General features: G+C 49.7%; 18 protein-coding genes, 2 tRNA genes and 1 rRNA gene. 10 read left to right on the forward strand and 11 right to left on the reverse strand.

Annotated features, from left to right (window positions below; genetic code table 11):
* Positions 1-45: 45 nt before the first annotated feature.
* From R3B84_23465 to R3B84_23475, 3 genes are all read right to left on the reverse strand, one after another.
* Positions 46-2,799, reverse strand: a 23S ribosomal RNA gene (locus tag R3B84_23465).
* Positions 2,800-3,312: 513 nt separating this feature from the next.
* Positions 3,313-3,385 (reverse strand) — tRNA-Ala (locus tag R3B84_23470).
* Between the two features lie 121 nt (positions 3,386-3,506).
* A tRNA-Ile gene (locus R3B84_23475) sits at positions 3,507-3,580 on the reverse strand.
* Between the two features lie 392 nt (positions 3,581-3,972).
* On the opposite strand from R3B84_23475, the gene prpB reads away from it, so the two are divergent.
* Positions 3,973-4,851 (forward strand): methylisocitrate lyase, encoded by an 879-nt coding sequence (prpB, locus tag R3B84_23480; protein ID MEZ6143537.1) that lies wholly within the window; start codon positions 3,973-3,975, stop codon positions 4,849-4,851.
* Between the two features lie 179 nt (positions 4,852-5,030).
* Entirely contained in the window at positions 5,031-6,158 is a 1,128-nt protein-coding gene (locus R3B84_23485; GenBank protein MEZ6143538.1) for a citrate/2-methylcitrate synthase, read from the forward strand.
* Between the two features lie 1,190 nt (positions 6,159-7,348).
* Here R3B84_23485 and R3B84_23490 read toward each other — a convergent pair.
* The 7 genes from R3B84_23490 to R3B84_23520 all read right to left on the reverse strand — a co-directional run bounded on the left by R3B84_23490 (position 7,349) and on the right by R3B84_23520 (position 13,813).
* Entirely contained in the window at positions 7,349-8,155 is an 807-nt protein-coding gene (locus R3B84_23490) for an IS5 family transposase (GenBank protein MEZ6143539.1), read from the reverse strand.
* Positions 8,156-8,283: 128 nt separating this feature from the next.
* Entirely contained in the window at positions 8,284-8,679 is a 396-nt protein-coding gene (locus R3B84_23495; GenBank protein MEZ6143540.1) for a hypothetical protein, read from the reverse strand.
* A 48-nt stretch (positions 8,680-8,727) separates the two neighbouring features.
* On the reverse strand, positions 8,728-9,687 hold the full coding sequence (locus R3B84_23500) for a DUF1559 domain-containing protein (protein ID MEZ6143541.1): 960 nt from the start codon (positions 9,685-9,687) through the stop codon (positions 8,728-8,730).
* Positions 9,688-10,304: 617 nt separating this feature from the next.
* Positions 10,305-11,066 carry a redoxin domain-containing protein gene (locus R3B84_23505; protein MEZ6143542.1) on the reverse strand — a complete coding sequence of 254 codons (762 nt, stop codon included), beginning with the start codon at positions 11,064-11,066 and terminating at the stop codon, positions 10,305-10,307.
* A gap of 14 nt (positions 11,067-11,080) precedes the next feature.
* Entirely contained in the window at positions 11,081-11,617 is a 537-nt protein-coding gene (locus R3B84_23510) for a SpaA isopeptide-forming pilin-related protein (protein ID MEZ6143543.1), read from the reverse strand.
* A gap of 51 nt (positions 11,618-11,668) precedes the next feature.
* Positions 11,669-12,595 carry a heme o synthase gene (gene cyoE / locus R3B84_23515; GenBank protein MEZ6143544.1) on the reverse strand — a complete coding sequence of 309 codons (927 nt, stop codon included), beginning with the start codon at positions 12,593-12,595 and terminating at the stop codon, positions 11,669-11,671.
* A 12-nt stretch (positions 12,596-12,607) separates the two neighbouring features.
* The gene (locus R3B84_23520; GenBank protein MEZ6143545.1) at positions 12,608-13,813 is read right to left on the reverse strand and encodes a hypothetical protein; all 1,206 of its coding nucleotides are present in this window, start codon (positions 13,811-13,813) and stop codon (positions 12,608-12,610) included.
* Positions 13,814-14,135: 322 nt separating this feature from the next.
* Here R3B84_23520 and R3B84_23525 point away from each other — a divergent pair, with 322 nt between their 5' ends.
* The gene (locus R3B84_23525) at positions 14,136-14,444 is read left to right on the forward strand and encodes a metalloregulator ArsR/SmtB family transcription factor (GenBank protein ID MEZ6143546.1); all 309 of its coding nucleotides are present in this window, start codon (positions 14,136-14,138) and stop codon (positions 14,442-14,444) included.
* Positions 14,445-14,863: 419 nt separating this feature from the next.
* Positions 14,864-16,933, forward strand: a complete 2,070-nt coding sequence (locus tag R3B84_23530; GenBank protein ID MEZ6143547.1) for a prolyl oligopeptidase family serine peptidase — start codon at positions 14,864-14,866, stop codon at positions 16,931-16,933.
* 151 nt (positions 16,934-17,084) lie between these two features.
* Here R3B84_23530 and R3B84_23535 read toward each other — a convergent pair whose 3' ends face one another.
* Entirely contained in the window at positions 17,085-17,654 is a 570-nt protein-coding gene (locus R3B84_23535) for a hypothetical protein (protein MEZ6143548.1), read from the reverse strand.
* Positions 17,655-18,095: 441 nt separating this feature from the next.
* Here R3B84_23535 and R3B84_23540 point away from each other — a divergent pair, with 441 nt between their 5' ends.
* The 6 genes from R3B84_23540 (at position 18,096) to R3B84_23565 (ending at position 23,993) form a co-directional block, all read left to right on the forward strand.
* Positions 18,096-18,911 carry a hypothetical protein gene (locus R3B84_23540; protein MEZ6143549.1) on the forward strand — a complete coding sequence of 272 codons (816 nt, stop codon included), beginning with the start codon at positions 18,096-18,098 and terminating at the stop codon, positions 18,909-18,911.
* Between the two features lie 226 nt (positions 18,912-19,137).
* Positions 19,138-20,541, forward strand: coding sequence for a DUF1501 domain-containing protein (locus tag R3B84_23545; protein MEZ6143550.1), 1,404 nt, complete (start codon positions 19,138-19,140; stop codon positions 20,539-20,541).
* Positions 20,542-20,775: 234 nt separating this feature from the next.
* Positions 20,776-21,228, forward strand: coding sequence for an IS200/IS605 family transposase (gene tnpA / locus R3B84_23550; GenBank protein MEZ6143551.1), 453 nt, complete (start codon positions 20,776-20,778; stop codon positions 21,226-21,228).
* A 534-nt stretch (positions 21,229-21,762) separates the two neighbouring features.
* Entirely contained in the window at positions 21,763-22,953 is a 1,191-nt protein-coding gene (locus R3B84_23555) for a phage portal protein (protein ID MEZ6143552.1), read from the forward strand.
* Positions 22,954-22,983: 30 nt separating this feature from the next.
* Positions 22,984-23,562 carry an HK97 family phage prohead protease gene (locus tag R3B84_23560; GenBank protein ID MEZ6143553.1) on the forward strand — a complete coding sequence of 193 codons (579 nt, stop codon included), beginning with the start codon at positions 22,984-22,986 and terminating at the stop codon, positions 23,560-23,562.
* Between the two features lie 80 nt (positions 23,563-23,642).
* Complete coding sequence (locus R3B84_23565) at positions 23,643-23,993, forward strand: hypothetical protein (GenBank protein ID MEZ6143554.1); 351 nt, start codon at positions 23,643-23,645, stop codon at positions 23,991-23,993.
* Positions 23,994-23,995: the final 2 nt, after the last annotated feature.

Here is a 23,995-nt window from a genome sequence, read left to right on the forward strand (position 1 = left end):
GTTAAACGATTTTATGAGCCACTAAACTTTGAGAAAAAGAAAAGTGTGGCAAAGCGATCGACCGTTAGTACCGGTTAGCTAAATCCATTGCTGAACTTACACACCCGGCCTATATACCCGATGATCTGTCGGGGGTCTTCACTTTACAGAAGGAAACCTAATCTTGAGGGAAGTTTCACGCTTATATGCTTTCAGCGTTTATCCATTCCATACGTAGCTACCCAGCGATGCCACTAGCGTGACAACTGGCACACCAGAGGTATGTCCTTTCCAATCCTCTCGTACTAGGAAAGAAGCCTCTCAAGTTTCCTACGCCCGCAGCAGATAGGGACCGACCTGTCTCACGACGGTCTAAACCCAGCTCGCGTACCGCTTTCATTGGCGAACAGCCAAACCCTTGGGACCTTCTCCAGCCCCAGGATGCGATGAGCCGACATCGAGGTGCCAAACCTCCTCGCCGCTATGGACGCTCAGAGGAGATAAGCCTGTTATCCCCGGAGTACCTTTTATCTGTTGAGCGATGGCCTTTCCATTCAGAAACCACCGGATCACTAAGCCCGACTTTCGTCCCTGCTCGACCTATCGGTCTCGCAGTCAAGCATCCTTATACCTTTACGCTCTTTGCCCGATTGCCAACCGGGCTGAGGATACCTTTGGGCTCCTCCGTTACCTTTTAGGAGGAGATCGCCCCAATCAAACTGCCCAGATAGCACTGTTCACGTGGTTGTAACACATGTTAGAATTCAAACACAACAAGGCTGGTGTTTCATTGACGACTCACGAGAACCCGAAGGCTCCCGGTCACAGTCTCCCAGCTACACTACGCATGTTGGGTCTAAACCCAATACTATCCTACAGTTAAGGTTCACGGGGTCTTTCCGTCTAACTGCGGGTACGTCGCATCTTCACGACGACTACAATTTCACCGAGTAGCTCGTGGAGACAGTGGTCCAGTCGTTACGCCATTCATGCAGGTCGGAACTTACCCGACAAGGAACTTCGCTACCTTAGGACCGTCATAGTTACGGCCGCCGTTTACTGGAGCTTATGTTGTGAGCTTTGCTTACGCTAACCCCCTTCATTGACTTACCAGCACCGGGCAGGCGTCAGACTGTATACTTCCACTTACGTGTTTGCACAGTCCTGTGTTTTTAATAAACAGTCGCTAGACCCATTTCACTGCGACCCACATAGTGGGCACTCCTTTTCCCGAAGTTACGGAGTAAATTTGCAGAGTTCCTTCACGAGCTTTCTCTCGAGCGCCTTAGAATATTCATCTCGCCTACCTGTGTCGGATTATGGTACGGTTCTTACACGGTTTTCTTGGCTGACACTTCAAACAAATCGGAAACATAAACGTCCTGAGACAATCTAATAAGTCTTATGTTTTCCGCATCAGCGTCCCATAATGTGTAAGGAGCGCAGGAATATTAACCTGCTGTCCATCGTCTACGCCTTTCGGCCTTGACTTAGGCTCCGGCTAACCCTGGGCGGATTTACCTTCCCCAGGAAACCTTAGGCTTTCGGCGAACAGGATTCTCACCTGTTTTATCGTTACTCATTCCGGCATAATCACTAACCATCAGTCCACGACGCGTCATCCGTATCGCTTCATCCCAATGGCTACGCTCTCCTACCGTGCATTACTGCACCCATCGCTTCGGCATCATACTTAAGTCCCGTTCATTATCGGCGCAGGAACCCTCGACCAGTAAGCTATTACGCACTTTTTAAATGGTGGCTGCTTCTAAGCCAACATCCTGGCTGTCTTAGGATTCCAACTTCCTTTCGCACTGAGTATGATTTGGGGGCCTTAGCGGATGATCTGGGTTGTTTCCCTCTCGACGACGAAGCTTATCCCCCGCCGTCTAACTGCTCAGACTTGTACAATGGTATTCGGAGTTTGGTATCGATGGGTAGGCGGGTAGCCCCCCATTCGATTTCAGTAGCTCTACCCCCATTGCCAACTATCCGAACGCTAACCCTAAAGTTATTTCGGAGAGAACGAGCTATCTCCACGTTTGATGATACTTTCAATCCTCCACACAGCTCATCCCCTAGTTTTTCAACACTAGTGAGTTCGGTCCTCCAGAGCGTGTTACCGCTCCTTCATCCTGGCCATGCGTAGTTCACGTGGTTTCGCGTCTACCGCAGTCGACTTAACGCCCTATTCAGGCTCGCTTTCACTCTGGCTACGTGCCATAAGCACTTAACCTTGCCGATTACGGTAAGTCGCCGGATCATTATGCAAAAGGCACGCAATCAGACATTCCCTTGCGGGACTAGTCCTCTTACCGCTTGTAGGCATGTGGTTTCAGGTTCAGTGTCCTCCCCTTGTCGGGGTTCTTCCCATCTTTCGCTCGCGCTACTTGTTCACTATCGGTCACTAGAGAGTACTTAGCCTTGGGAGATGGTCCTCCCCGCTTCAGACCGGGTTTCACGTGTCCGGTCCTACTCAGGATACCCCTCGGCCCTCTACACTTTCGTCTACGGGACTATCACCCCCTATGGTCTGGTTTTCCAACCAGTTCGACTAGCATATCAGGTCCTAAATGAGGTCCTACAACCCCGGAGAGATGTCCCTCCGGTTTGGGCTATTCCGCTTTCGCTCGCCGCTACTGACGGAGTCGCTTTTGCTTTCTTTTCCTCCAGGTACTTAGATGTTTCAGTTCCCTGGGTTTGCACAGGAATCTCGGGTTCATTACTTGTTTGACAGCTTCCCCGAGCTTTTCGCAGTCTTCCACGCCTTTACGCCTTCTAGTGCCAAGACATCCCCCACACGCCCTTACTAGCTTGGCCACACTTTTCTTTTCCTCTTAGTCCACACTTTGATATTCGCATATCATCATGTTTTCCTTGATTCCAAGACTGCCAAATCTAGCCTGATGTGCATTACGCATCAGGTAAATTAACGATCTTTTCGTTCGCTCAATTCTAAAGGCTCTAAAATCTTTCAAATCTTGCTATATCCACTAACCGGTGCTTTTTATTTGCTGTTGCCAGCAAACTTTGAGCATCAGTCGTTTGGATGCAACTTATACCCTTACCTAATTGTCAAAGAACTATACTCTAACCTAACCAGTTCCACTTTCGCGAATCTATTTAAGCCAGAGCCACCCAAGCCTTATACTTCGGTGTTTTCTTCACTTTTTGAGTTTCTGATGAAGAAACTCATTCAGCGAGAGAAAATATCTTATAACCAGTTTCCTAGTTGGCCACTTTATTTTTATTATTTTTTCGTCTTTTTTTTTTTCGCGATTCATTCGGTGATGTTGCACTGCTTCCAATCTATTTATATGGTTGGAAGCTGAATGGAGATGAGGGGGATTGAACCCCTGGCCTCCTGAATGCAAATCAGGCGCTCTCCCAGCTGAGCTACATCCCCGTTGTGTCATCGCGGTACTACAGAAGCTTTCACTTCCGAAGACTTTCGCCACTCTAGGTCTGGTCAATATTTCAAAGAACTACACAACATATTGTTGTGGGTGTTTACCACCATTTTTTCCTGGGCATACCTGGATTCGAACCAGGGACCTCAGCTTTATCAGAGCTGCGCTCTAGCCAACTGAGCTATATGCCCAATTCAAACGTTAGAGAAGTTAATTATCGTCCAACGTCCGACAGTACTTTAACAATTTGGCTATTTTTTCACTACTTTTCTAGCACTCCACCTACTTTTCCGCAATTCAGTCGACAAAAAAAGCCAAACCCAGTTGGTTTGGCTCTTCGCTTAACGCGACTGTTAGGAAGAGCTATATTGGTGGGATGTTTCGAATCATCGTGTTACCAAACCATTACAATTGTTTCATACGGTGCGACAAAGTCACTTCATCGCTACCCTTGTATGACGAATGTTATCGTAAAAAGGTTCGCCTGACAAGCACTCCCGAAAATAAATTCCTAAAATTACTTCAGTTGCCTGCACGCCGTTCGTCCCTAACTATCCTTCAAATAAGCATTTAGCAGCAAAATATGAACCCTTCAGAAACTTATCTTTCCCCCGGAAAAAAACTTCGAATCTGTTGGGAACAGGCACCAGTTGTTATTCCAGGAGTCTTCAATCCCCTGGTGGCACGCATGGCAGAACAGCTCGGCTTCCGTGCCATTTATCTCTCTGGTGGGGCACTTTCTGCCGGCACCGGCGTTCCCGATGTGGGTCTGTTATCCCTTACTGATTTCGTTACAGAAGCCAGTAAAATTACCCAGATTACCCATCTTCCCTTATTATGCGATGCGGACACTGGTTTTGGCGATGTTTTGAATGTGGAACGCACAGTCCACCTGATGATCCGTGCGGGGGTTGCCGGCATTCACCTCGAAGATCAGGAGATGCCCAAACGGTGCGGCCACCTCTCCGGCAAATCGCTGGTGGCACCTCAGGCGATGGCAGCCAAAGTGAAGGCGGCAGCGCAAAGTCGCACCGACAAAGAGTTTGTGATTATTGCCCGCACCGATGCCCGTGGGGTCAATGGTTTTGACGATGCTGTCGCACGGGCAAATTTGTATCTCGAAGCCGGTGCAGATGCCATTTTTCCGGAAGCACTTGCTTCTAAAGAAGAATTTGCAGAATTTTCGCGTCGGGTGCAGGCACCCTTGTTGGCAAATATGACCGAATTCGGCAAAAGTCCGCTATTAACCCAGCAGGAACTGGCCGACCTGGGATACAAAATGGTTCTTTACCCCCTGTCTGCGTTCCGCGTCGCCATGCGTGCCGCAGAGACCGCACTGCAGGCAATTTTCCGCGATGGACACCAGAAAAATCTGCTTCCCACGATGCAGACGCGGGCAGAATTGTACGATTTGCTGCAATATTCCGACTTTGAAGCACGGGACCGCCACTATTTTGAATGAACATTCTTTCACATTTTCATTAACTTTGCATTAAGAATATTGCAATTAAGTTTGTGATTACATAAAATACTTACATGTCATCTATCTGCCGATTCCGGCTGTCTGGAATGCTTTTTCCTAGCACCATCGTGGGATATCGTGCATAATTTCGTCGAACGATTGCTTTTAAGGGATGCAGAATGAACCACAACGAAGAAAAACCTGCCTATTCGCCAGGCCTGGAAGGGATTATTGCGGGCGAAACGGCAATCAGCACGTTGGAAGGTGGCCTGCAATACCGTGGCTATCCTGTGCAGGAGCTGGCAGAACATTGCTCGTTCGATCAGGTGGCGTATCTGTTGCTGAATGGGGAATTGCCCACAGAAAAAGAGCTGGAAACCTTTCAATCGCGGGTGGCAATGGCTCGCCGATTGCCCAATCCGTTGAAAGATCTGCTGCAGGCACTACCCAACTGGACCCCACCTCTGGATGCGTTACGCACATCGGTGAGCGTGATGGCCCACTTCGACCAGGATCTGGAAGAAACCGACCACAGTGGAAACATGCGAAAGGCAGAACGGTTATATGCCCAGCTTCCAGTGGCGGTGGCCGATTATTTTCGTTTTCATCGTGGGCAGGCAGCCATTTTTGCCCTCACCGAACTGCCCCATTCGGCGAATTTCCTCTACATGCTGACGGGTGAAATGGCCCCACCGGAGCATGTGAAGGCATTTGACGTATCGATGATTTTGTATGCAGAGCACGAATTTAATGCATCTACCTTTGCCGCACGGACGATTGTCAGCACCGAATCGGATCTGCATTCCGCGGTTTGCGGGGCAATTGGTGCCCTGAAAGGCCGCCTGCACGGGGGTGCCAATGAGCACGTGATGCCGATTCTGCAGGAAATTGCCACCTTGGACAACGCCGAAAAGTGGGTCAAGGAAAAACTGGCCAAAAAAGAGCGGATCATGGGTTTTGGCCACCGCGTCTACAAACAGGGCGATGTGCGTGCGGGAATTTTGAAGAAATACGCCCACGAAGCGGCAGTGGCGACTGGCAATCTACAATGGGAAGAGATCGCCGAAGTGGTGGAACGGGTGATGGCCGAAGAAAAGAACATGTACCCCAACCTCGACTGGCCTGCGGGCCGACTGTACCACACACTGGGTCTGGATGTGTCGATTTATACCCCACTGTTTGCGTTGGCCCGCGTTGTTGGCTGGTGTGCCCACGCGATCGAGCAGTTAGAGCACAACCGCCTGATCCGCCCACGCTCGCTGTATACCGGCCCCACGACACGACAGGTCCCACTGGCGGGGGAGTAAACCCGTCTAACTCGCCTGTTGCTACACAACATTACTGCTATGATGTTAGCATGCTGTAGGCAGCCTCATACAGTGCAGGTACATTTACTTTCACTTACGATGATCCGGGACGGCTCAGTACCCAGGCTGAGCTGTTTGGCAAGCCCTTAACCTACAGCTACAGCGTGTTGGATAACACATCAGTTTTAGTGACAGCGATTGTGGACTGGGATGTGCTGGGTCAGGTGCTGACTCGCAGTCAGTAGGTGTTGTTTAATTGCAGGTGCTGCATTATGTCAACTCGTAAATTTTGTGGATGCATCATAGTCCCAATATGCTGTATACTTAGTATGTATGTTGGTTATTTCATTAGTACAGCTTTTCTTGAATATAAATACGGCTATCACGATGAGAATCTTTCATCCGGTTCTATCGATTATACAGTTGAGATTCAAAAAACCGGAAGCGAATTATATTCTGTCAAGATACACGCATCACATATCAAAAGAGGGGCTTGGACAGTGTTGTATTGTGATCGTGCTGCACCAAAAAACGTCAGACATACTGCACAGCAAATGCATCTCAGTCGAGAATATGATACAACAATTAACCAAGTGAGCAAACAAACTGTAATTTGCATTTACTTAACACAGGTTATTCCTGGCAATTCCATTGATGAGTATATTTCAAACGCTCCGCCTCAATTCATTTATGAAGAACACATTGCACACGTGCTGTTCAACTCAGGTCAACAATGGATCCACACATGTACAATTGATTTATTCGAGCACATTTAATTGATCGCCAAGTCGCCAAGACACCACGAAGATCTGTGTGAGAAAACCAATGCGAATAACCGTAGCATCCATTGCCGAGTTTGCTGCACGTCATTCTTTGGAGCTTTGTATGGGGTCTAATTAAAGAAATTCCCTCGCTGGCGGGCGATGAAGGCACATACCAATCCGTGCCTAACTCAGAAAATTCCCTCGCTAACACCTACGGCTCGTTTTGTCCTGTTGCTCCATCGTGGCTTCACGTGAGAATGCTAACGAATTAAGAAATTCCCTCGCTTGCGCTTCGGGCTATGAAGGCAAAAGCACAATCCTAACCATGATCCAGCGAACTCTTCCTTCCTTGCGAGAAAAAGGGCTGCTTTTGTCAGTAATCTGCCTTGTTCCCTTCATCTCTAACCAGGAAAGTTGGCAGGAAGACTAGGTTCTGTTGACGAATGAACGGCATTTGATGAACGTAGCAGCCAGATGAATGAAGCTCAGAAAGCAGTCTGACAATTTGTCGTATCGAGTTGCAATTCTTCGAAATTGCTTCAATTTATTAAAGAATCTTTCTATTTTGTTCCGGCTTTTGTAAGCTTCTTTGTCAATTGGCCATTCTTCCTTCGCATTTGATTTGTTTGGGATATGTACTGGAATATCCCCTTCTTCGATCACTTTTGATCGGATACTATCGCTATCATAAGCTTTATCTGCAACAACTTCCTCGATATCAGGAACTTGTATGATGCTTTCATCAAACAGATTGTCGAATTCAGGTGCATCTCCAGCTTGTCCAGGAGTTACTTCCACTGCGATTAACGTGTTTTCGTCAAGACATGCAACGTGAATCTTCGTACTCAATCCCCCTCTACTTCTCCCAAGATCCTGATCATCGTCGTCACCAGTTTTTGCCGCGCCAGCAGCATGTTGATGTGCTCGAACTACTGAGCTATCGATGAATATTCGTTTGATGTTTTCAAGTGGTGTATCTTTCGGCATGTCCTCAAAAAGTCGCTGAAAAACATTGTTTTCACGCCAACGTTTGAACCGCTGATAAACTGCATTCCAGTCGCCAAATCTTGAAGGTAAATCTCTCCAAGGAAGCCCAGTTCTGATAAGAAATAACAGTGCCTCAAGGAACATAAGATCAGTAAGTTTTGGCTTTGCCCCAGCAGCGGATCTCTTGGCTCGTTCGACCAATGGCCTAAAAATTGCCCAAATTTTGGGTGTAAGCATTGCTCTCATGATGCGCCTGCCTTGACGTTAAGTGCCTGTAATAAAAGGGTTTAGAAAGAAACTCCGATTCGTCAACACGCCCTAGTCACTTCAACAAAGGTGGATCCGTTAATGAAATGAGGCAGAAACAGCATTAGTTAATGTGGAATTTCTATAGACAGTTTATTTGCACCGGATGTAATTTCTTTAGTAATCGTGGTTGTTCCGACATCCTGATACAACTTAGGCACAACAAATTCGTTTGGCTTGCTCATCTGTCCCGGAGGGAGCTGTTCTGCAGGAGGTGGCAAAAAATAAACTTTATACGTTCCTGTTTTGAGAGGCGTGGATAAAGTGAATTCGCCATTTTTGTTCAGATCGGCCTGTGCGGCGGAACCTGTCTCAGGCATCATGAAATTTATTGAACCAGATGATACAGGGCTTCCCTTGTAGGTCACTTTGCCAGTAATTGTTCCCGTATCACCAGAGCCACAGCCAGTCAGAACGAACAGACTAATCAACAATATTGCAAATATTTGAATGCGAGTGCTCATTCAGATCCCCCAGGATTAAGTCCATTGCGGTAAAAAGAATTGGATCAATTATGGTAGTGTGTTGGCGACACCATCATCGCGAGAACATGCCCGTTGAAATGTATTGAAATCGATACTGTTGGAAACAAATCGCACTGAGCCATCGCCAAGTACCACATTGATGCCCCCGGTATGAAATGAATTCAGGATCGTATTTCCCATCCATGTCTGATTTGCCCCAGCAGGAGCCGTGTTCGAGTTGATTGCATATGCATTTGCAGTAAGACCTGTCCCCCAGAGATCGCCACAGCCTCCGATTCCACAACTGCTGACTCCTCTACTCGATCCGTTCGTACAACCTCCCCATGGAGTGTAATAGCCATTTCGAATGTCTCCATTGTGAGTTGTAGTACCCCGAATTTTTCCACTTTGTTCTGCTACCAGAATAGTGTTTGATGAACCATCAGTACATGAAGCGAACGTAGTATATTCGTTCCATAACAACATCCCATTGTTTGTCCACCATCCACCATAATTGGAAGGTGAATATCCAGAATTCGCTCCTGATGGGTTCGGGTAAGCACCCATGATTCCTTGATACGAAGATACTTGATGGTTATAATTAGTCCACCAGGTAACCCAGGACGCTGGTTGTGTATCTGGCAACGACGAAGAGGGACATTTGAATGTGGAGATGACGGTATTTCGAAGAAGTGGCTCTGCCTGAATGTTGTTTAAATTTATCTGACGGTAGAGATTATCCTGCTCGATATAAGGAAAGATTTCCACTTTCCAGTTTGCACGCGAGACAGAGTTTTGATGCCCGTAAGGAAACCTTAAATATGCATCATGGTAGTTATGTAAAGCTATTCCAATCTGTTTCAGGTTATTGGAACATTTCATGCGATTGGCCGCCTCGCGCACTTTTTGCACGGCGGGTAACAGCAGACCAATCAGAATTGCAATAATTGCAATAACAACCAATAATTCGATCAGTGTAAATGCTGACCTTCGTTGTAGAACAGGCATTAAATTCTCCAGTTTGAAGTGCTTGACATTCAATAATTTTTGGAGAGTAGACTGATATTTGCAGCTTCAGAACAAGTTGTCAAGTGTATTTTTCGAAAAACGCCTGCTACGCAATAAGTTTCACACCATCTGCAAAATTGAGCCGTTGATTGTTGATGCCTAACATGAACAAAACAAGCTTGCATTCGTAAGGAAGCACTTTCCAGGTGATGTTCGGTGGAAATCAATGCTGGATGCCATTTCCCCATGTTTGTGCACCAAATCCAATATGGAGTAAGCACCCAAGTCTGCTCAGCAACTGAAAATGAGAAAATGATGAGAGGAAATTTCGAGAATTTTCCACTTTTTGCAAAATTAGGGAACAAAATTCCATTATAATTGTCTATATTATTGTAATTCCGTACATTTACGCGCGGAATACTTGATTCATTGAAATGGGGGCAACACCCCCAGGAGAGATTACCATGAACATTCTTTGACACGGATTTCTGAGGAAATTGCAAGACGGCTACAACGGACCGAAAAAGCCCTGGTGGGGTGCATCGAAGTTTTCGCTTGCCGGGCCATTGATCGCTCGCTGATCAGTACGCGAAAGCAGATCGATTGATAACTGCCAATTACCGTTTCGGCAGTAATTCTGGTCGTTCCAGACGACTGATTTCGACCAATAATGTGCGGTTTTCTGTAAAAGGAGAGTCGCCACGGTTGGCCCATACAATGTGGCCTTTCCGGTCGATCACAAATGTGCCGTGCATCAGTTGCCCCTCTTCGCCAGCTTTTTTGCTGGGCGTGAATGTGCCGTACTGTGCCGCCACCAGGTTCGATGGGTCGGACAGCACCGGGAAAGAGAAGGCCCCATACTGCTTGAATCGTTCTCGCGTTTCTTCCGTGGGATCGGCACTGACCGCCAGTACCGTCACACCCAGTTCGCGGAACTTTTCGAAATCTTTGTTCAACGCGAATAGCTGACTGACACAGTGGTTACAGTAATACCCGTAGTAAAACACCAGCACCACCGGACCTTGCTTGAGAGTATCCGACAAGCGGATAGGTTTGTCGTTGGTATCTGAAAGCGTAAAGTCCGGTGCCTGCTGCCCGAGCAGTGGGTGCGTCTGGGTCGGGATCGATTGATAAGCAGGATCAGCAAGTATTGCGGTCAGTGGTTCCGAAAGGGGCTTAAATTTCCTCTGTTCCAGGTCGGCCAGGGCTTCCTGGGCGATGTTGGGCTGCACTGGGGCAGGGGACTGCCCATCTCGCATCAGGCTGAAGGCCAGGATGATGCCACCAATGACACAGCAGAGGCCGACTGCCAGGGCAAACCAGGGCGAACGTCGCTTCACTTCATTTGCGGTTGTGGGAGTTGATTCGATTCGGTTCATCTGGATGACTCCTTTCAGGAAGTACGACGACTTCCAAGCAGCATATACGCGCCAATGATGGTCAGTGAGATGGCACCACAGGCACGCACCCACATTGGCAATGAAAATGGGAAAAGGCTGGAATTTTCGGTGGCAGGTGCTGAAGAACGATCGCCGTCGGCAGTGCGATCTGGCACCTTACAACAGGGAGCGATGCCAAAACTCAACAAGACGCGTGCGGGAACAACATAGTCCTCAATTTTCGTTAATTGGATCGAGTCGGCGTTCCGACCATCAATCTTCAACTCCACACGAAAGTACGGCCCAGGTGGGAGTGGGAACTCTGCTCGTCCTTCTTTTCCGGTTTCACCTTCCGCAAACAGTTGAGCATTTGATGAATAGATCTGAAAGGTCGCTTCGGGTACAGGGTTGGCATCGTGGCTGATTGCCATCTCAACCCAACCATCTTTCACCGTAAATGCAACATGGGGTTCGCTGGCGCTAATGGGCATATTACCCATAAACAACATCGTGAATACGACAGCCACAGAACAACAGTTGCGATTTTTCACGGTATTATCCTACTCGATGGCACCACGGACTTCACATGTCGGTGCCGTTGTTTACCATGGGAAGCGGGCAGCGTTCAGCATCATGATCCCCATCTGGATGGGCAAGTAAATAATGCTTACTTTCAACACCTGTTTCGCCGCACTGTGGGTGCGCTCATGAGAAAACTTTAATGTCGATGACAGGAACCATAGGCCAATCACCAGTGAAATACCCAGGTAGAGCAGATCGACTGGCTGAAAAAACAGCACCAGAAGACTGCTGGCAATTAATAACACGCACCAACCGATCATGGCCCTGCTGGTGCGTTGGCCCGTGCTGTCCAGTACGGGCAGCATCCGGTAGCCCCCACGTCGATAGTCGTCGCGATACATCCACGCAATGGCCATAAAGTGGGGCAATTGCCAGCAAAACAGCACCAGGAAGATGCAAAGGGCGGCCCAATCCAGATTGCCACGGGCGGCAGTCCAGCCGATTACAGGTGGGAGAGCACCCGGAATGGCACCCACAACGGTATTCCAGGTGGAAAACTTCTTCATTGGGGTATAAATCGCCACATAAAACAGAAACGTTGCCGCAGCTACCAGGCACGGCAGCACGCTGGGGAGTGCGTAAAAGAGATAGTTCAGACCAGTGACCAGTGAAATCGTCCCCACCATCGCCACTTCGTTGGTGGAAAGTCGACCTGCGGGCAATGGGCGATCGGCCGTGCGACGCATCTGGGCATCGCTGGTGCGTTCCAGCAATTGATTCCAGATATTGGCCGAAGCAGCCACCAGACCGGTTCCCAACAGTACGTGAAGCAATGGCAACCACTGAAAATTGCCCACCGCACCCATGAAATAGCCCGCAGCTACGGTGACCAGCACCATGACGGCAATCCGTGGCTTGCAGAGTTGAACATAATCGGTCAACCGTCCCGCAAGTCGCTGGGTGATATTCGGTGCCATCGTCTGGGTGAGGGTTGCAGGGATATTCATGCGATTGTTCTATTAAACGCTGACCGTTTCCTGTGGGTTGGGTGCGACATCGTGATAAGGCAGATCACTGTAAGTTTCTTTTTTTGTATGGGCAGGTAACTGCCTGACCATCAGCCAGGTAATGACACTGATGCCAAAAATCCAGAGCCCCAGGTGGGAGTGACTGGAGCGAACGGCGGCATCTATTTCCCGTGGGATCGAAAGTTCGACGTTTGTTTGAACAAATTTGCCCAGCCAGGCTTCCACGCCCAGAACTACCTGGAATGTCATGAAGAACATCAGCAGATAGCAAGGCCAGAAAAATATTTTCTTGGTTTGTGGGTGGATGAGCATCTGTTTGATGATCAGCGTAGCAAATCCAAACACAATAAAGGCGTTCAGCAGGTGCAAACGCTGGGACAGTGGGCTGCCATAATGCCGTAACATCGCACCGAGAACGATCTGGCCGAAGGCGAACAGCACCAAAGCGACTGATTGCCAGCGTAACTTGCGGCGGTCGACAGCAGGCAGCAGGGGTGCTGGTGCCACATTTCGACTTGCCCGACGCAGCGACCAGGTCAGTGCCAGCAGCAGTGCGAAGACCAGTGAAGCGAAACTACCATGGATCAGGGCGAAATCGGTGCCAAAAAGTGCGTCAAGACGCACCCGCAGTCCACCAAGTAACCCCTGGACCATCACCGCAGCAAGCACCACCACCGAAAGCAGGCCCAGTGGCGTGCGGTTCGATTTTTGAAACGCGGCCAGCAGTCCACTTCCCAGTGCCAGCACCAACGCCAGCCCCATCGTGGCAATCATGCCCATGGGCCAGACCACGCGGGGCTCTTCCACCTGTTTCATCATCACGCGGTGAAAATTGCCAAAAATTGCCAATAGTACGAAGACACTGATCAACCCCACCCAACGCAGGCGACGATGCGGGATGCACCACCAGATTCCCAGCGTGAGCAATGAGATCAATGCCCCCACAGTAAATCCGGCGAGGCGGTGGGTATGTTCAATCAGAAACCCACGGTGGTGTTCTTTCCAATCAATGGTGGACAGATACCAGGGTTCCGTGGGCCAGATTGGATCGGACATGCCCACACGGAAGGAGGTCACCAGCGAGCCAAGTACCAGCAGCACCGTAGTGGCAACCACGCTGAGAATAGCCAGCCAGTACAACCCACGGGGCATTCTGCGTGCTGGCGATTCCGAAATTGGCAGTTGATTCGCGTCCATTGGGATAAATTGTCTCCCACTGTTGGGTGGGATTTCAGATTCAAACTACAATAAGGATATTCTAAGCGTTCTGGGTGCCCACCAAACACGATTCTTGCCCAGATCGCTGGTTTTCTGAACCTTGCGAAGAATTTTCTTATTTCTGTGAATGAAGAAAAAAGAAGATTGCAGAATCTATTGTCTGATGCTTGCCTGATTATTGTGGGAATCCTATGACAAGATTTCATGTTGAAACAGATGATTGAACGCCCATACGACCATTAGTTCTTGCCCGATGAACGGGCAACTGGGAATATACGGTACACAAGAGACTACAAAACTTATGACGAACGAGAAAGAAGCACAAGAGTGTGCGGAATTGCTGAAAGCGATTGGCGAAAAGAATCGCATTCGGATTATTGAGAGCCTTTCGGAAGGCGCAAAAAACGTGTCGGAGCTGGCATCGGCGTTAAAATTAGAAATTGTTAATGTTTCTCACCACCTGGGTGTGCTGAAATCAGTCCGCCTGGTGAAAGAAAAGAAGCTGGGCCGATTCAAGCAATATTCGCTGACGCCTGAATATTTCAACGCTGAGGGCGAAATCCCCACCTTGAATTTGGGCTGGTGCCACCTGGTGCTGGGCGAAAAATAGTCTTCAAGTTGGTATTTTTCAGCGCCACACTGTCTTCCTTGCGGCTAATTTTTCCAGCACTTCACGGAAGATTCCATCGCTCACGCTTCCGGCTCGTTTTGTCGCGTTTTTTCTTTGCGTATTCGCGACTTTGCGGTCGATTTTGAAAAAGAAATTCCCTTGCTCACGCTGGGGGCTATGAAGACAAAAACAATTATCTGAAAATATTTCCACTTTTTTCAATTTTTTTGGGAACAAAATCAATATACGTGCGTCTATATATTGTAGTTGGTAATTTCACCAGACCTTTTGTTAACGCAGGTGCCTGAGTTTAGGCAGGTTTCCTTCGTTCCAAAACGGGGTGCAGGCTTTTTCTGCGCTTTCCCTTTGAAAAATCTTTTCCCAACACGTACGATGGGGAGCACTTCAGGAGTTTCTACATGTTTCAATACCGCACACTGGTGATCGTCGGCATTCTGGTGCTGGTCGCAATCCCGTCTCTGGCACAACAACCAAAAGAGGCAACTTACCCCGGTCGCACGCTGATTGAGGAATACTTCCGCACGGAAGTGAAGAAGATTCAACAGGCAGACCTGGCTGATATCAAAACGCTGGCCGATTGGGAGAGTCGAAAGATCCTGTATCGCAGGGAACTGCTCTCAATGCTTGGACTGTTTCCGATGCCGGAACGCACTCCCCTGCAGGCAAAAGTAACAGGTAAGGTCGAAGCAGAAAAGTACACCATTGAAAAGGTGGTCTTTCAATCGATGCCGGGTCTGTATGTTACGGGCAATCTATACATTCCCAAGCCGGCCCCCAAAAATGCCCCCACTGTGCTGTATGTGTGCGGCCACGGCAACGTGGTAAAGGATGGCATCTCCTATGGCAGCAAAGTCGCTTATCAACATCATCCCCACTGGTATGCCACCAACGGCTATGTGTGCCTGATTATCGACACGCTGCAACTTTCGGAGATTCCGGGCGACCATCATGGCACGCACCGCCTGAATGAATGGTGGTGGCACTGCAGAGGCTATACACCCGCAGGTGTGGAGTGCTGGAATGCCATGCGGGCCCTGGATTATCTGGAAACCCGCCCGGAAGTGGATGCCACGCGATTTGGCGTAGCAGGCCGTTCGGGAGGCGGGGCATATTCCTGGTGGATCACTGCCACGGACGAACGAATCAAATGTGCGGTACCTGTTGCTGGAATTGCCGACCTTCAGGCCCACTTGAATGAGGGCTATCCCGGGCGAATGGCAAAAGGTGTCATTACTGGCCACTGTGACTGCATGTTTATGCACAACCTGTACCAGTTTGATTTTTCCAAGGTGGCTGCGTTGTGTGCCCCACGTCCGGTGCTGCTGAGCAACAGCGATAACGATGCCATTTTCCCCGTGCCTGGTTATCGTCGCCTGGCAACGAAGGTGCAGAAAATCTACCAGCTTTATGGCAAAGAAAACCAGTGGCAATTGTGGGAAACCAAAGGCGAGCACAAAGACACGCCAGAACTGCGTGCAGGTGAATACGGCTGGATGAATCGCTGGTTGAAGAACAGCAAAGAACCGGTGGTTGAAGTGGAATACGAACGGCACACACCGGAAGAATTGAAGGTACTTGCAGAAACGCCCAAAGATCAGCGGAATACCACCATTCAGAAAAGCTTTGTTGCATTGAAACAATGGGAAATCCCCAAAGAAAATGTTGGCCGATGGTGGGCAGGAAAAACTCAAACGATAATGTCGGAAATGCGAAATTCTGTCTTTCGGAACTGGCCGAAAGAGATGCCCGCTTTCCCAGAAAAACCGAACATGGAAGTGGTGGCAGATGGCATCAAACACCAGGTGTGGATCCTGGAAACCGAAACCGGCGTGCATGTGCCACTGTATCTGAAGGCCCCTGCAAAAGAGAGCAGCGCCGCCCCAGTGACGGTGCATCTGTGCGATGATGCTATGTGGGATCGCACCGTTACGATGGCACCGGAAAAATTGCAGAAATTACTCCCCACTTCGGGCGTGCCTCTGGTAGCACCGAAGGATGAGCCCAAAGCACCATCAGGCGGCATGCATCTCTATTTTGCCCCACGTGGGCTGGGGGGAACGCGTTGGGCGAAGCCAGGTTCACCCGATGAAATCCATTACAAACGTCGCTTTGCATTAATCGGTCAAACTCTGCACGATCGCCAGATCCTTGATACTACTTATCTGCTGGCATTCGTGGTGAACATGATACCGAAAGACACCGCTTACAAATGCGTGGCCCAGGACGAACTGGCAGGTGTGGCCTTGCATGCTGCTTATTTTGCAAAAGGTAACTTAGTACTGAATCTGACCAACCTTTCCAGCACGTATGAAAAAGGGCCGTTTTTGATGCACGTGATGCGATTCTGGGAGATGCCGCAGTTGTACGCAGCATATCGTAGTGAGTTTCCAGGCCGGGTAGTGGAATTGTCTGGGGAGAAGACGGTAACCAAGTGGAATACCCAGCTACAGGAAAAAATCAAAAAGTGATACTTGGTGCGTGAATACATCAAAAAAATAGCCAGCGAATCGTTGCGTCCCTGCAAACTTCGCTGGCTAGCCAACTTCCATGTTGGTGTATTCGATGCCCACCTCGTGGTGGTAATGATGTTGCAGAATAGGGCTACTTGCTACCCACCGGTCACGGTGCGTATTCGGTCAGTTCGCGAGTGATATTCTTCTGCAACTCGGGATCATCACCCACGTACAGGTGGAGGTGATCCTTGTCGATGTAGATCACTTCGACACGGTCTTTCTGATTGTAAATCGGGAATGGGTAATCCGATTGAATCGTTTCCGTGTAATAAATGATGCACTTCCAGTGACAGTGGTGCAACTGTGCGTAACCGATCAGAGGGAAGAACCGTGGCGGATCGATCACATCTTTGATCCGTTCGCAACGGATGCGGATGTTATCGCGGAACTCTTCACAAATCCCTGGCACTCCACGACGAACTTTCTTGAGCGTGCGGAGCACTTCTCGTTCGGTCGGAGGATCTTCACACAACGGAGGTGGGAAGCCATCGCGAATCGGAGGCATGATCACCGCACGATGATCGTTCTTGTGCAGGTTGCGTTCTTCAATTCGATTGGCTACCCACGGTTGCACTGGCCCAGGGGCAACGAATGCCAAAGGCAGAGAACCACAGCCAACCGCCCCAATAGGGACAATTGCCATTAGAGACATGATTGCCCGGCGAAACCACTTCATTTTGTTCTCCCCCTGCTGAAGCATTGTTCTTTGCGTCAGCGTTCATCAAGTGTGTGTTATCAGCCGTAAGCTGCTAACGCTTGTTTCAAAGTCCGGGACCTGCACATCATGCCCAGGTGGACTTCATACATCAATCCGTTTGTTGCAGGATGTATCGGTCAGTCTCAAGAAAAGACTTGAGAGGGATATTAGAAAAGCATGCGGTAAAGTAATTATTCCTGCAACAACGGCGAAAGACAGCGAAGCTGGATAATTTGGGCAAAATGAGAGTGCAAACCCCACACCAGGTGGTTGGGGAATTGCCTGAAATTTGGGGAAACTGTGTAAGCGTTTTCTTTCAGGCGGGGTATTTCTGCATAAGTGCGGTCTCACCTTGACATTACCACACGATTGGGGTATTCCCACCGCACCACACCATGATGGTGGCACGGCAGGACACGGATGTCCCTTTTTTTTACCCACATACGATGCACATTGGCATTGATGGTGGTAGCCTTTGCGGGTTGCCTTCCATGGGAACACACCCACGTTGAACGTGTGGGTGATGATAAACTTCTTCAGGTCCAGACTTTTCAGGACAGCAGCTTCATTGAATACATTTTCCTGGAACAGCCACTGGGCCAGGAGATCATCGACCGCAATGTCTGGCAACGGATCGACGAAACTGTGATTCCTGTGGAACTTCGGGATCACTATCGCACCAATGGTATTCGTGTAGGTGTGGTGGGTGTCAATACTTCGCCGGAAATCGCCAATCTGGTGGCACAGAATGGTAAACACAACGGGCCACGTTCCAAGCAGTTTTCGGTGTTCGAAGATACCACCTTGCCAATGAACCAGATTCATGGCGAACTGGAAGTGCCTGTATACCACATTACAGGCAATGCAACCACCTTAAAGAAAAGGCTGGTGCGGTTTTTTATCCGCGTTTCGGTGCGTCCGCAGGCAAATGGCTCAGTCATCGTCAAGTTAACGCCGGAATTCAGTGCCAGCGAACATGAATTATTTCCTGCAGGAATGCCTTCGCTGAATGATAACGCCATGCAACGCAAACCCACCGAATTGTTGAGTGCACTGGAAATGGAAATCCCACTCGGCCCACGCGAGTTTCTGGTGCTGGGTACCGATTCACTCCGGCCAGAAACATTAGGGCATAAAGTGCTGGTGGAACGTAAAGGAGACCAGCAGATCCAGAATCTACTGGTCATTCGTGCAGGCTACAACGGCGATCCGTCCAAATTCATTGGCGATGAATAACTCGTCTCACTGACTGCACTTGAAAGCAATTGAACGAAGATATTTGCCTATTTACGTCTCTCAAGTATGGACAACGGGAACTTCAGGCGTTAAAGTGTAGTTGATTGTTTGGCGGTTTCGCAAACAATCCTGATACCCCCATCAACATCGAAATGATTGTGGGGGTGTTATCCTGCCAGCGGTGCCTCCCCACCCAAACGAAATCCCACCGGACGGAGACAAGTTGATGCTGACCATTCATGACCATTTGCCCACCAGAACCTGTGCGGGTCGCACGCGTCGGGATTTCCTGCGAATTGGCAGTCTTGCACTGGGTGGGCTGACACTGACCGATCTGCTGGCAGCCAGGGCACTTGCGGGAACCGGCAGTTCGGGCAGACACAAATCGGTGGTCCTGTTGTTCCTGCAAGGCGGCCCCACCCAACTGGAAACGTGGGATCCCAAGCCAGACGCACCTGCCGAATACCGCACCATTGTGGATACGATTCCCACTGCGCACCCGGGGATACGGTTCAGCAAATTTTTCCCGAAGCTGGCCGCTGCAGCTAACGATTTTGCCTTGTTCCATTCTTTTGCATCTGGAAACGGTGGGCATTCTTACGAGGCCGTCACCACCGGTGGCAACAAAACAAAAGCATCAATGAGTGCAGCCTATGCCAATCTGGCAGGTGGGGTCAGTCCGGAAAACAGCCTGCCCACGAACCTGCTGTTACTGCCGGAAGCGGTGCAGAATGGTTTGAAGCTGAAGAGCAACTTCGAGACCCAGGCATTGCCCACGCTGACCCAGACCGGCACACTTGGCTCGCAGTACGAGGCATTCAACCCCGCAGGTGGCTCCACACTGACACAGAATATGACGCTATCGCTGCCCCGGGAACAGTTTGATAACCGTCGGAAACTCCTGGGCAGCTTTGATTCGCTCCGCCACGACCTGGATCGACGTGGGGGACTCGCCAATGCAGATAAGTTCCAGCAGCAGGCATTTGACATCATCACCCGTGGCGTGACCGATGCATTTGACCTGAGCAAGGAAGACCCACAGACACTGGCCCGCTACGATACCAGCAAACTGTTCAAGCTGGAAGAAGCTACCAAGTGGGGCGACATGCGGCGATCTTCCAATCTGCTTGGAAAGCAACTGCTGCTGGCACGCCGATTGTGCGAATCGGGTGCGGGGTTTGTTACGGTATCGGACTGTGGCTGGGATATGCACGCCAACGGCAACAGCCCGAAGCAGATGGAAGGATTGAAGTGGCTGGCCCCACAGGTAGATCACGCGGTTGCAGCATTTCTGGAAGATGTGAAACAACGCGGCCTTTCCGATGATATTCTGCTGGTGGTGACAGGTGAGATGGGACGCACGCCCAAACTGAACAAGAATGGCGGCCGCGATCACTATGGCAACATCACCCCACTGCTGATGGCTGGTGGCGGCATGAAGATGGGGCAGGTGATTGGCAAATCAGACACCACTGCTTCGAAGCCCGTATCCAAGACCTATACTCCCGCTGACCTGTTCTCAACCGTGATGCATTATCTGGTTGATGTCCCACAGTTACGGCTTCGCACGGATCTGAACCGCGACCTGATGGCCGCCCTCGACCGCCCCACAATTCCTGAACTGATGTAAATCCAACGTTTTTCCGATTTATTGCACTTGAGTGAGTGACAGAATTTGCCTGTGAACCGACGGCGTTAGTCGCGGTTTGGTTTTAGACGGTAGCATTCTATTCAAGGGCCGCAGGCTCGTAACAGACCCAGCCTGGGGCGAAGCCCCAGGAATACAATGACATAGCATTCTTCAAGGGCCGCAGGCTCGTAACAGACCCAGCCTGGGGCGAAGCCCCAGGTCACTGAGATTCCAATGTCGCAAACCTACAGTTTGGTTTACATACACGTGGTATTCAGCACAAAAGATCGATTTCCATTTTTGCATTCGGAAATTCGTGCAAGAGTTCACGCTTATCTGGCTACAATCGCCCGGCAACATGGCTGTGCCCCAGTGGAGGTGGGTGGTATGGCCGATCATGTGCACTTGGCAATCAGATTATCACGCACGATTACCATTGCGAAATTAGTAGAAGAACTGAAGACTGATTCATCAAAATGGATTAAAACTCTATCGCCCACTATGGACAAATTTTCCTGGCAACGCGGTTATGGATGTTTTTCTGTGGGACCTGCAGATATTCAAAATTTGCAAAAGTATATTCAGGAACAAGAGGTTCACCACAAAACTAAAACGTTTCAGGATGAGTTTCTCCGATTCTGTACTAAATATGGAATTGAATTGAACGAGGCATTCATTCAGGATTAATCAGTCCTGGGGCGATGCCCCAGGCTAAAATTGTTACGTGCCTGCGGCCCTTTGTGGGGATAATTCTTCAGTCCTGGGGCGATTCCCCCAGGCTAAAATTGTTACGTGCCTGCGGCCCTTCATGAAACAGGAGATTCACAACTCCGGTCCGACAAGTGGAATCGAACAGGTGATCCATTGGCGTGCTAAACCCCTCTTCTGTACACTACTTTTCACCCCAACCAACATAGGGGTGGTTGCGATTTTGGAATTTTTCGCAAAAAAGTTTTTCTCGCTGTAAGTCCTTGCCAATCAATTAGTTACGACTTTCATCTTTTCTCATTTTTGCAAATCGCATGAACAAAATTGCCGAATAATTAATGCACGTGGATATATTAATATACGTGCGTGCAAATGGCACGTCTGTATCGATGCTGAAGGCTTCTTCAAGAGTCCTCTCTTGCAGCCAGGTAGAAGGTGGCCAATTCCACCCAACCACCTTTTACCTGGTCATGTCTTCATCGTCAACTTTTACATGATATGGAGCGTTTATCCATGTGGCAGAATATTAAAAACTGGTGGTTCCAGCGGCAACAACAACCAAAGCAAAAACCTACCCTCCTGCCCGTGGGCAATATGCCCAGCTTCACCTGGGCCAGTCAGGGCGATACCACTACCCAGCTAAGAAACTATCAATCCTGGGTCTATGCTGCCGTCAATGCAATTGCTCAGGAAATTGCTAAGCAGCGGCCGTATCTTTATGTCAATCGTGGGCAGGCAGAACATCAACATACGCCCCTGGCACAAGGCCATCCCTTAGTAAAGCTACTGGAACATCCCAACCCCTGGACAACACCGTGGGAACTTTGGTACTTAACGGTGCTCTATCTGGAACTGACTGGCAATTGCTACTGGTATGTTGCCCAGGATGAACAGGGCCGCCCCAGCGAACTGTGGATTATTCCCACACCATGGATGCGGGTGATTCCCGATCGCGAGCAGTTTATCCGTGGGTATTATCTGCAGGCACCTGGCAACACGGGCGAAATCTTTGCCGCAGACGAAATCATTCATTTGAAATACCCCAACCCGCTGGATGTGCACTATGGTCTTTCGCCATTGGAAGCCAATTCGCTGACCATTGATGCCAATACAGAACTGCAGAAAAGCAGGCACCAGAGCTTTGTGGCAGGCCAGCGCCCAGGCATGGTGCTGCAGACCGATCAGGCACTGAGCGATGCGGTGGCACGTCGCCTGGAAGAACGGATTCAAAGTCGCTTTTCCGGGCGGGAAAACTGGCAACGACCACTGGTGCTTGAACAGGGCCTGCAGGCTTCGCCCTGGACACTGCGACCAGTGGAGATGGACTATCTGAATAGTGCCCGCCTGAGCCGGGATGAAATCTTTGCAATCTTTCGAGTGCCTGCACCTGTGGCAGGCATTGTGGAAAACATGGGCCTGGGGGCAGACATCTGGTTTGGTGCCCGCGTGATGTTTTGCGAAGGGACGATTCAGCCCAAACTGGAACTGATTGCCCAGGCACTGACACGCGATCTGGCCAGCCGCTATGGCTTTGATGTGGTAGTGAGTTTTCCGGAATGTTCGCCACGCAACCAGGAGCAGCGACGCAAGGATGATGAACTGGATGCAGCCACGGGTTTGCGAACGTACAACGAAATCCGCAAGGCACGTGGCCTGCCACCGTATCGCGATCGCAAGTTTGATGAACCAATTTTACCCGCGTAATGCCCAAGTATTTACACAAGGAGAAGAACGATGCAAAAGAAACAATCCCCAGGCAATCCTAATGTGCGTGCCGATCCGCTGATCTGGGCAATGGCCAATTCACCACTGGAAATCCAGCGGGATCAGGCAACCGTGCGTGCTGTTATTGCCACTTCAAAAGTGGATCGGGCTGGCGATGTGATGAACCTGAACGGCATCATCAACAGGAAAGAATTCCTGGCCAATCCCATTGTACTGTGGGCTCATCGTCGTGATCTGCCACCCGTGGGCAAGTGCATTCATCTGGAAGTAAGCTCCGGGCAGATGATTGCCACCACGAAGTTCAGCACCAGCACGCGGTTTGCCCAGGATCTGTTTGAACTGTATGCCGAAGGGATTCTGCGTGGCTGGTCGATTGGCTTTCGTGTGCACAAAGCTGTACCACTGCACGATGGCAAGTATAAGCAGACGGGCTGGTATTACGATTCGTGGGAGCTGATGGAATATTCGGCAGTGCCCATTCCGGAAAATGCAGATGCCTTAACAGTAGCGGTAACCAAAGGGATGGTACAGGATCCCGATTTGCGAAGCTGGTTGATTCGCGACCTGCTGGCGCCGCTGTATCAATAGCAGGAAATGTGCGGCCATAAATATCAACGTATGTCAATTGTTTGACGTTTTACTTGGTTGAATTTGAACAGGAGAATGAGATGAACGAAGCAGTAATGATTGCAGAAGAAAAGTTTTCTACCCGTCAGGAAGTGGTGGAATTTATCGAACAGGAAGCCAGCACTGCCGTAGAGAAGGCACTGGCAGAAACGCACCGCCAGCCACGTCGTGTGCCGTGGGCAACCAGTGGACCAGTGGGGAAGGATTCCCAGGGCTACAGTATTGAAGGCAGCAGCATTTGCATTGGGTTACATTGGCCCGGATCAGGCAAAGGAAGAGATTCACACGCACCAGCAGTTGAAGGAACTGTATCAGACGTATGGATTTATTCCCCACTGTGGGCATCAATCGTTTTTGATTCCGCTGGCCACCAAGCACCTGCCAGCGTTTGAAC

The organism is Zavarzinella sp., from assembly GCA_041399155.1.
Taxonomy (GTDB): domain Bacteria; phylum Planctomycetota; class Planctomycetia; order Gemmatales; family Gemmataceae; genus JAWKTI01.

Bases quoted from the DNA above. Each gene is read 5' to 3' on its own strand.
- prpB (MEZ6143537.1), top strand. From the start codon at position 3,973: ATGAACCCTTCAGAAACTTATCTTTCCCCCGGAAAAAAACTTCGAATC.
- R3B84_23485 (MEZ6143538.1), top strand. From the start codon at position 5,031: ATGAACCACAACGAAGAAAAACCTGCCTATTCGCCAGGCCTGGAAGGG.
- R3B84_23490 (MEZ6143539.1), bottom strand. From the start codon at position 8,155: ATGAGAGCAATGCTTACACCCAAAATTTGGGCAATTTTTAGGCCATTG.
- R3B84_23495 (MEZ6143540.1), bottom strand. From the start codon at position 8,679: ATGAGCACTCGCATTCAAATATTTGCAATATTGTTGATTAGTCTGTTC.
- R3B84_23500 (MEZ6143541.1), bottom strand. From the start codon at position 9,687: ATGCCTGTTCTACAACGAAGGTCAGCATTTACACTGATCGAATTATTG.
- R3B84_23505 (MEZ6143542.1), bottom strand. From the start codon at position 11,066: ATGAACCGAATCGAATCAACTCCCACAACCGCAAATGAAGTGAAGCGA.
- cyoE (MEZ6143544.1), bottom strand. From the start codon at position 12,595: ATGAATATCCCTGCAACCCTCACCCAGACGATGGCACCGAATATCACC.
- R3B84_23520 (MEZ6143545.1), bottom strand. From the start codon at position 13,813: ATGGACGCGAATCAACTGCCAATTTCGGAATCGCCAGCACGCAGAATG.
- R3B84_23525 (MEZ6143546.1), top strand. From the start codon at position 14,136: ATGACGAACGAGAAAGAAGCACAAGAGTGTGCGGAATTGCTGAAAGCG.
- R3B84_23530 (MEZ6143547.1), top strand. From the start codon at position 14,864: ATGTTTCAATACCGCACACTGGTGATCGTCGGCATTCTGGTGCTGGTC.
- R3B84_23535 (MEZ6143548.1), bottom strand. From the start codon at position 17,654: ATGAAGTGGTTTCGCCGGGCAATCATGTCTCTAATGGCAATTGTCCCT.
- R3B84_23540 (MEZ6143549.1), top strand. From the start codon at position 18,096: ATGTCCCTTTTTTTTACCCACATACGATGCACATTGGCATTGATGGTG.
- R3B84_23545 (MEZ6143550.1), top strand. From the start codon at position 19,138: ATGCTGACCATTCATGACCATTTGCCCACCAGAACCTGTGCGGGTCGC.
- tnpA (MEZ6143551.1), top strand. From the start codon at position 20,776: ATGTCGCAAACCTACAGTTTGGTTTACATACACGTGGTATTCAGCACA.
- R3B84_23555 (MEZ6143552.1), top strand. From the start codon at position 21,763: ATGTGGCAGAATATTAAAAACTGGTGGTTCCAGCGGCAACAACAACCA.
- R3B84_23560 (MEZ6143553.1), top strand. From the start codon at position 22,984: ATGCAAAAGAAACAATCCCCAGGCAATCCTAATGTGCGTGCCGATCCG.
- R3B84_23565 (MEZ6143554.1), top strand. From the start codon at position 23,643: ATGAACGAAGCAGTAATGATTGCAGAAGAAAAGTTTTCTACCCGTCAG.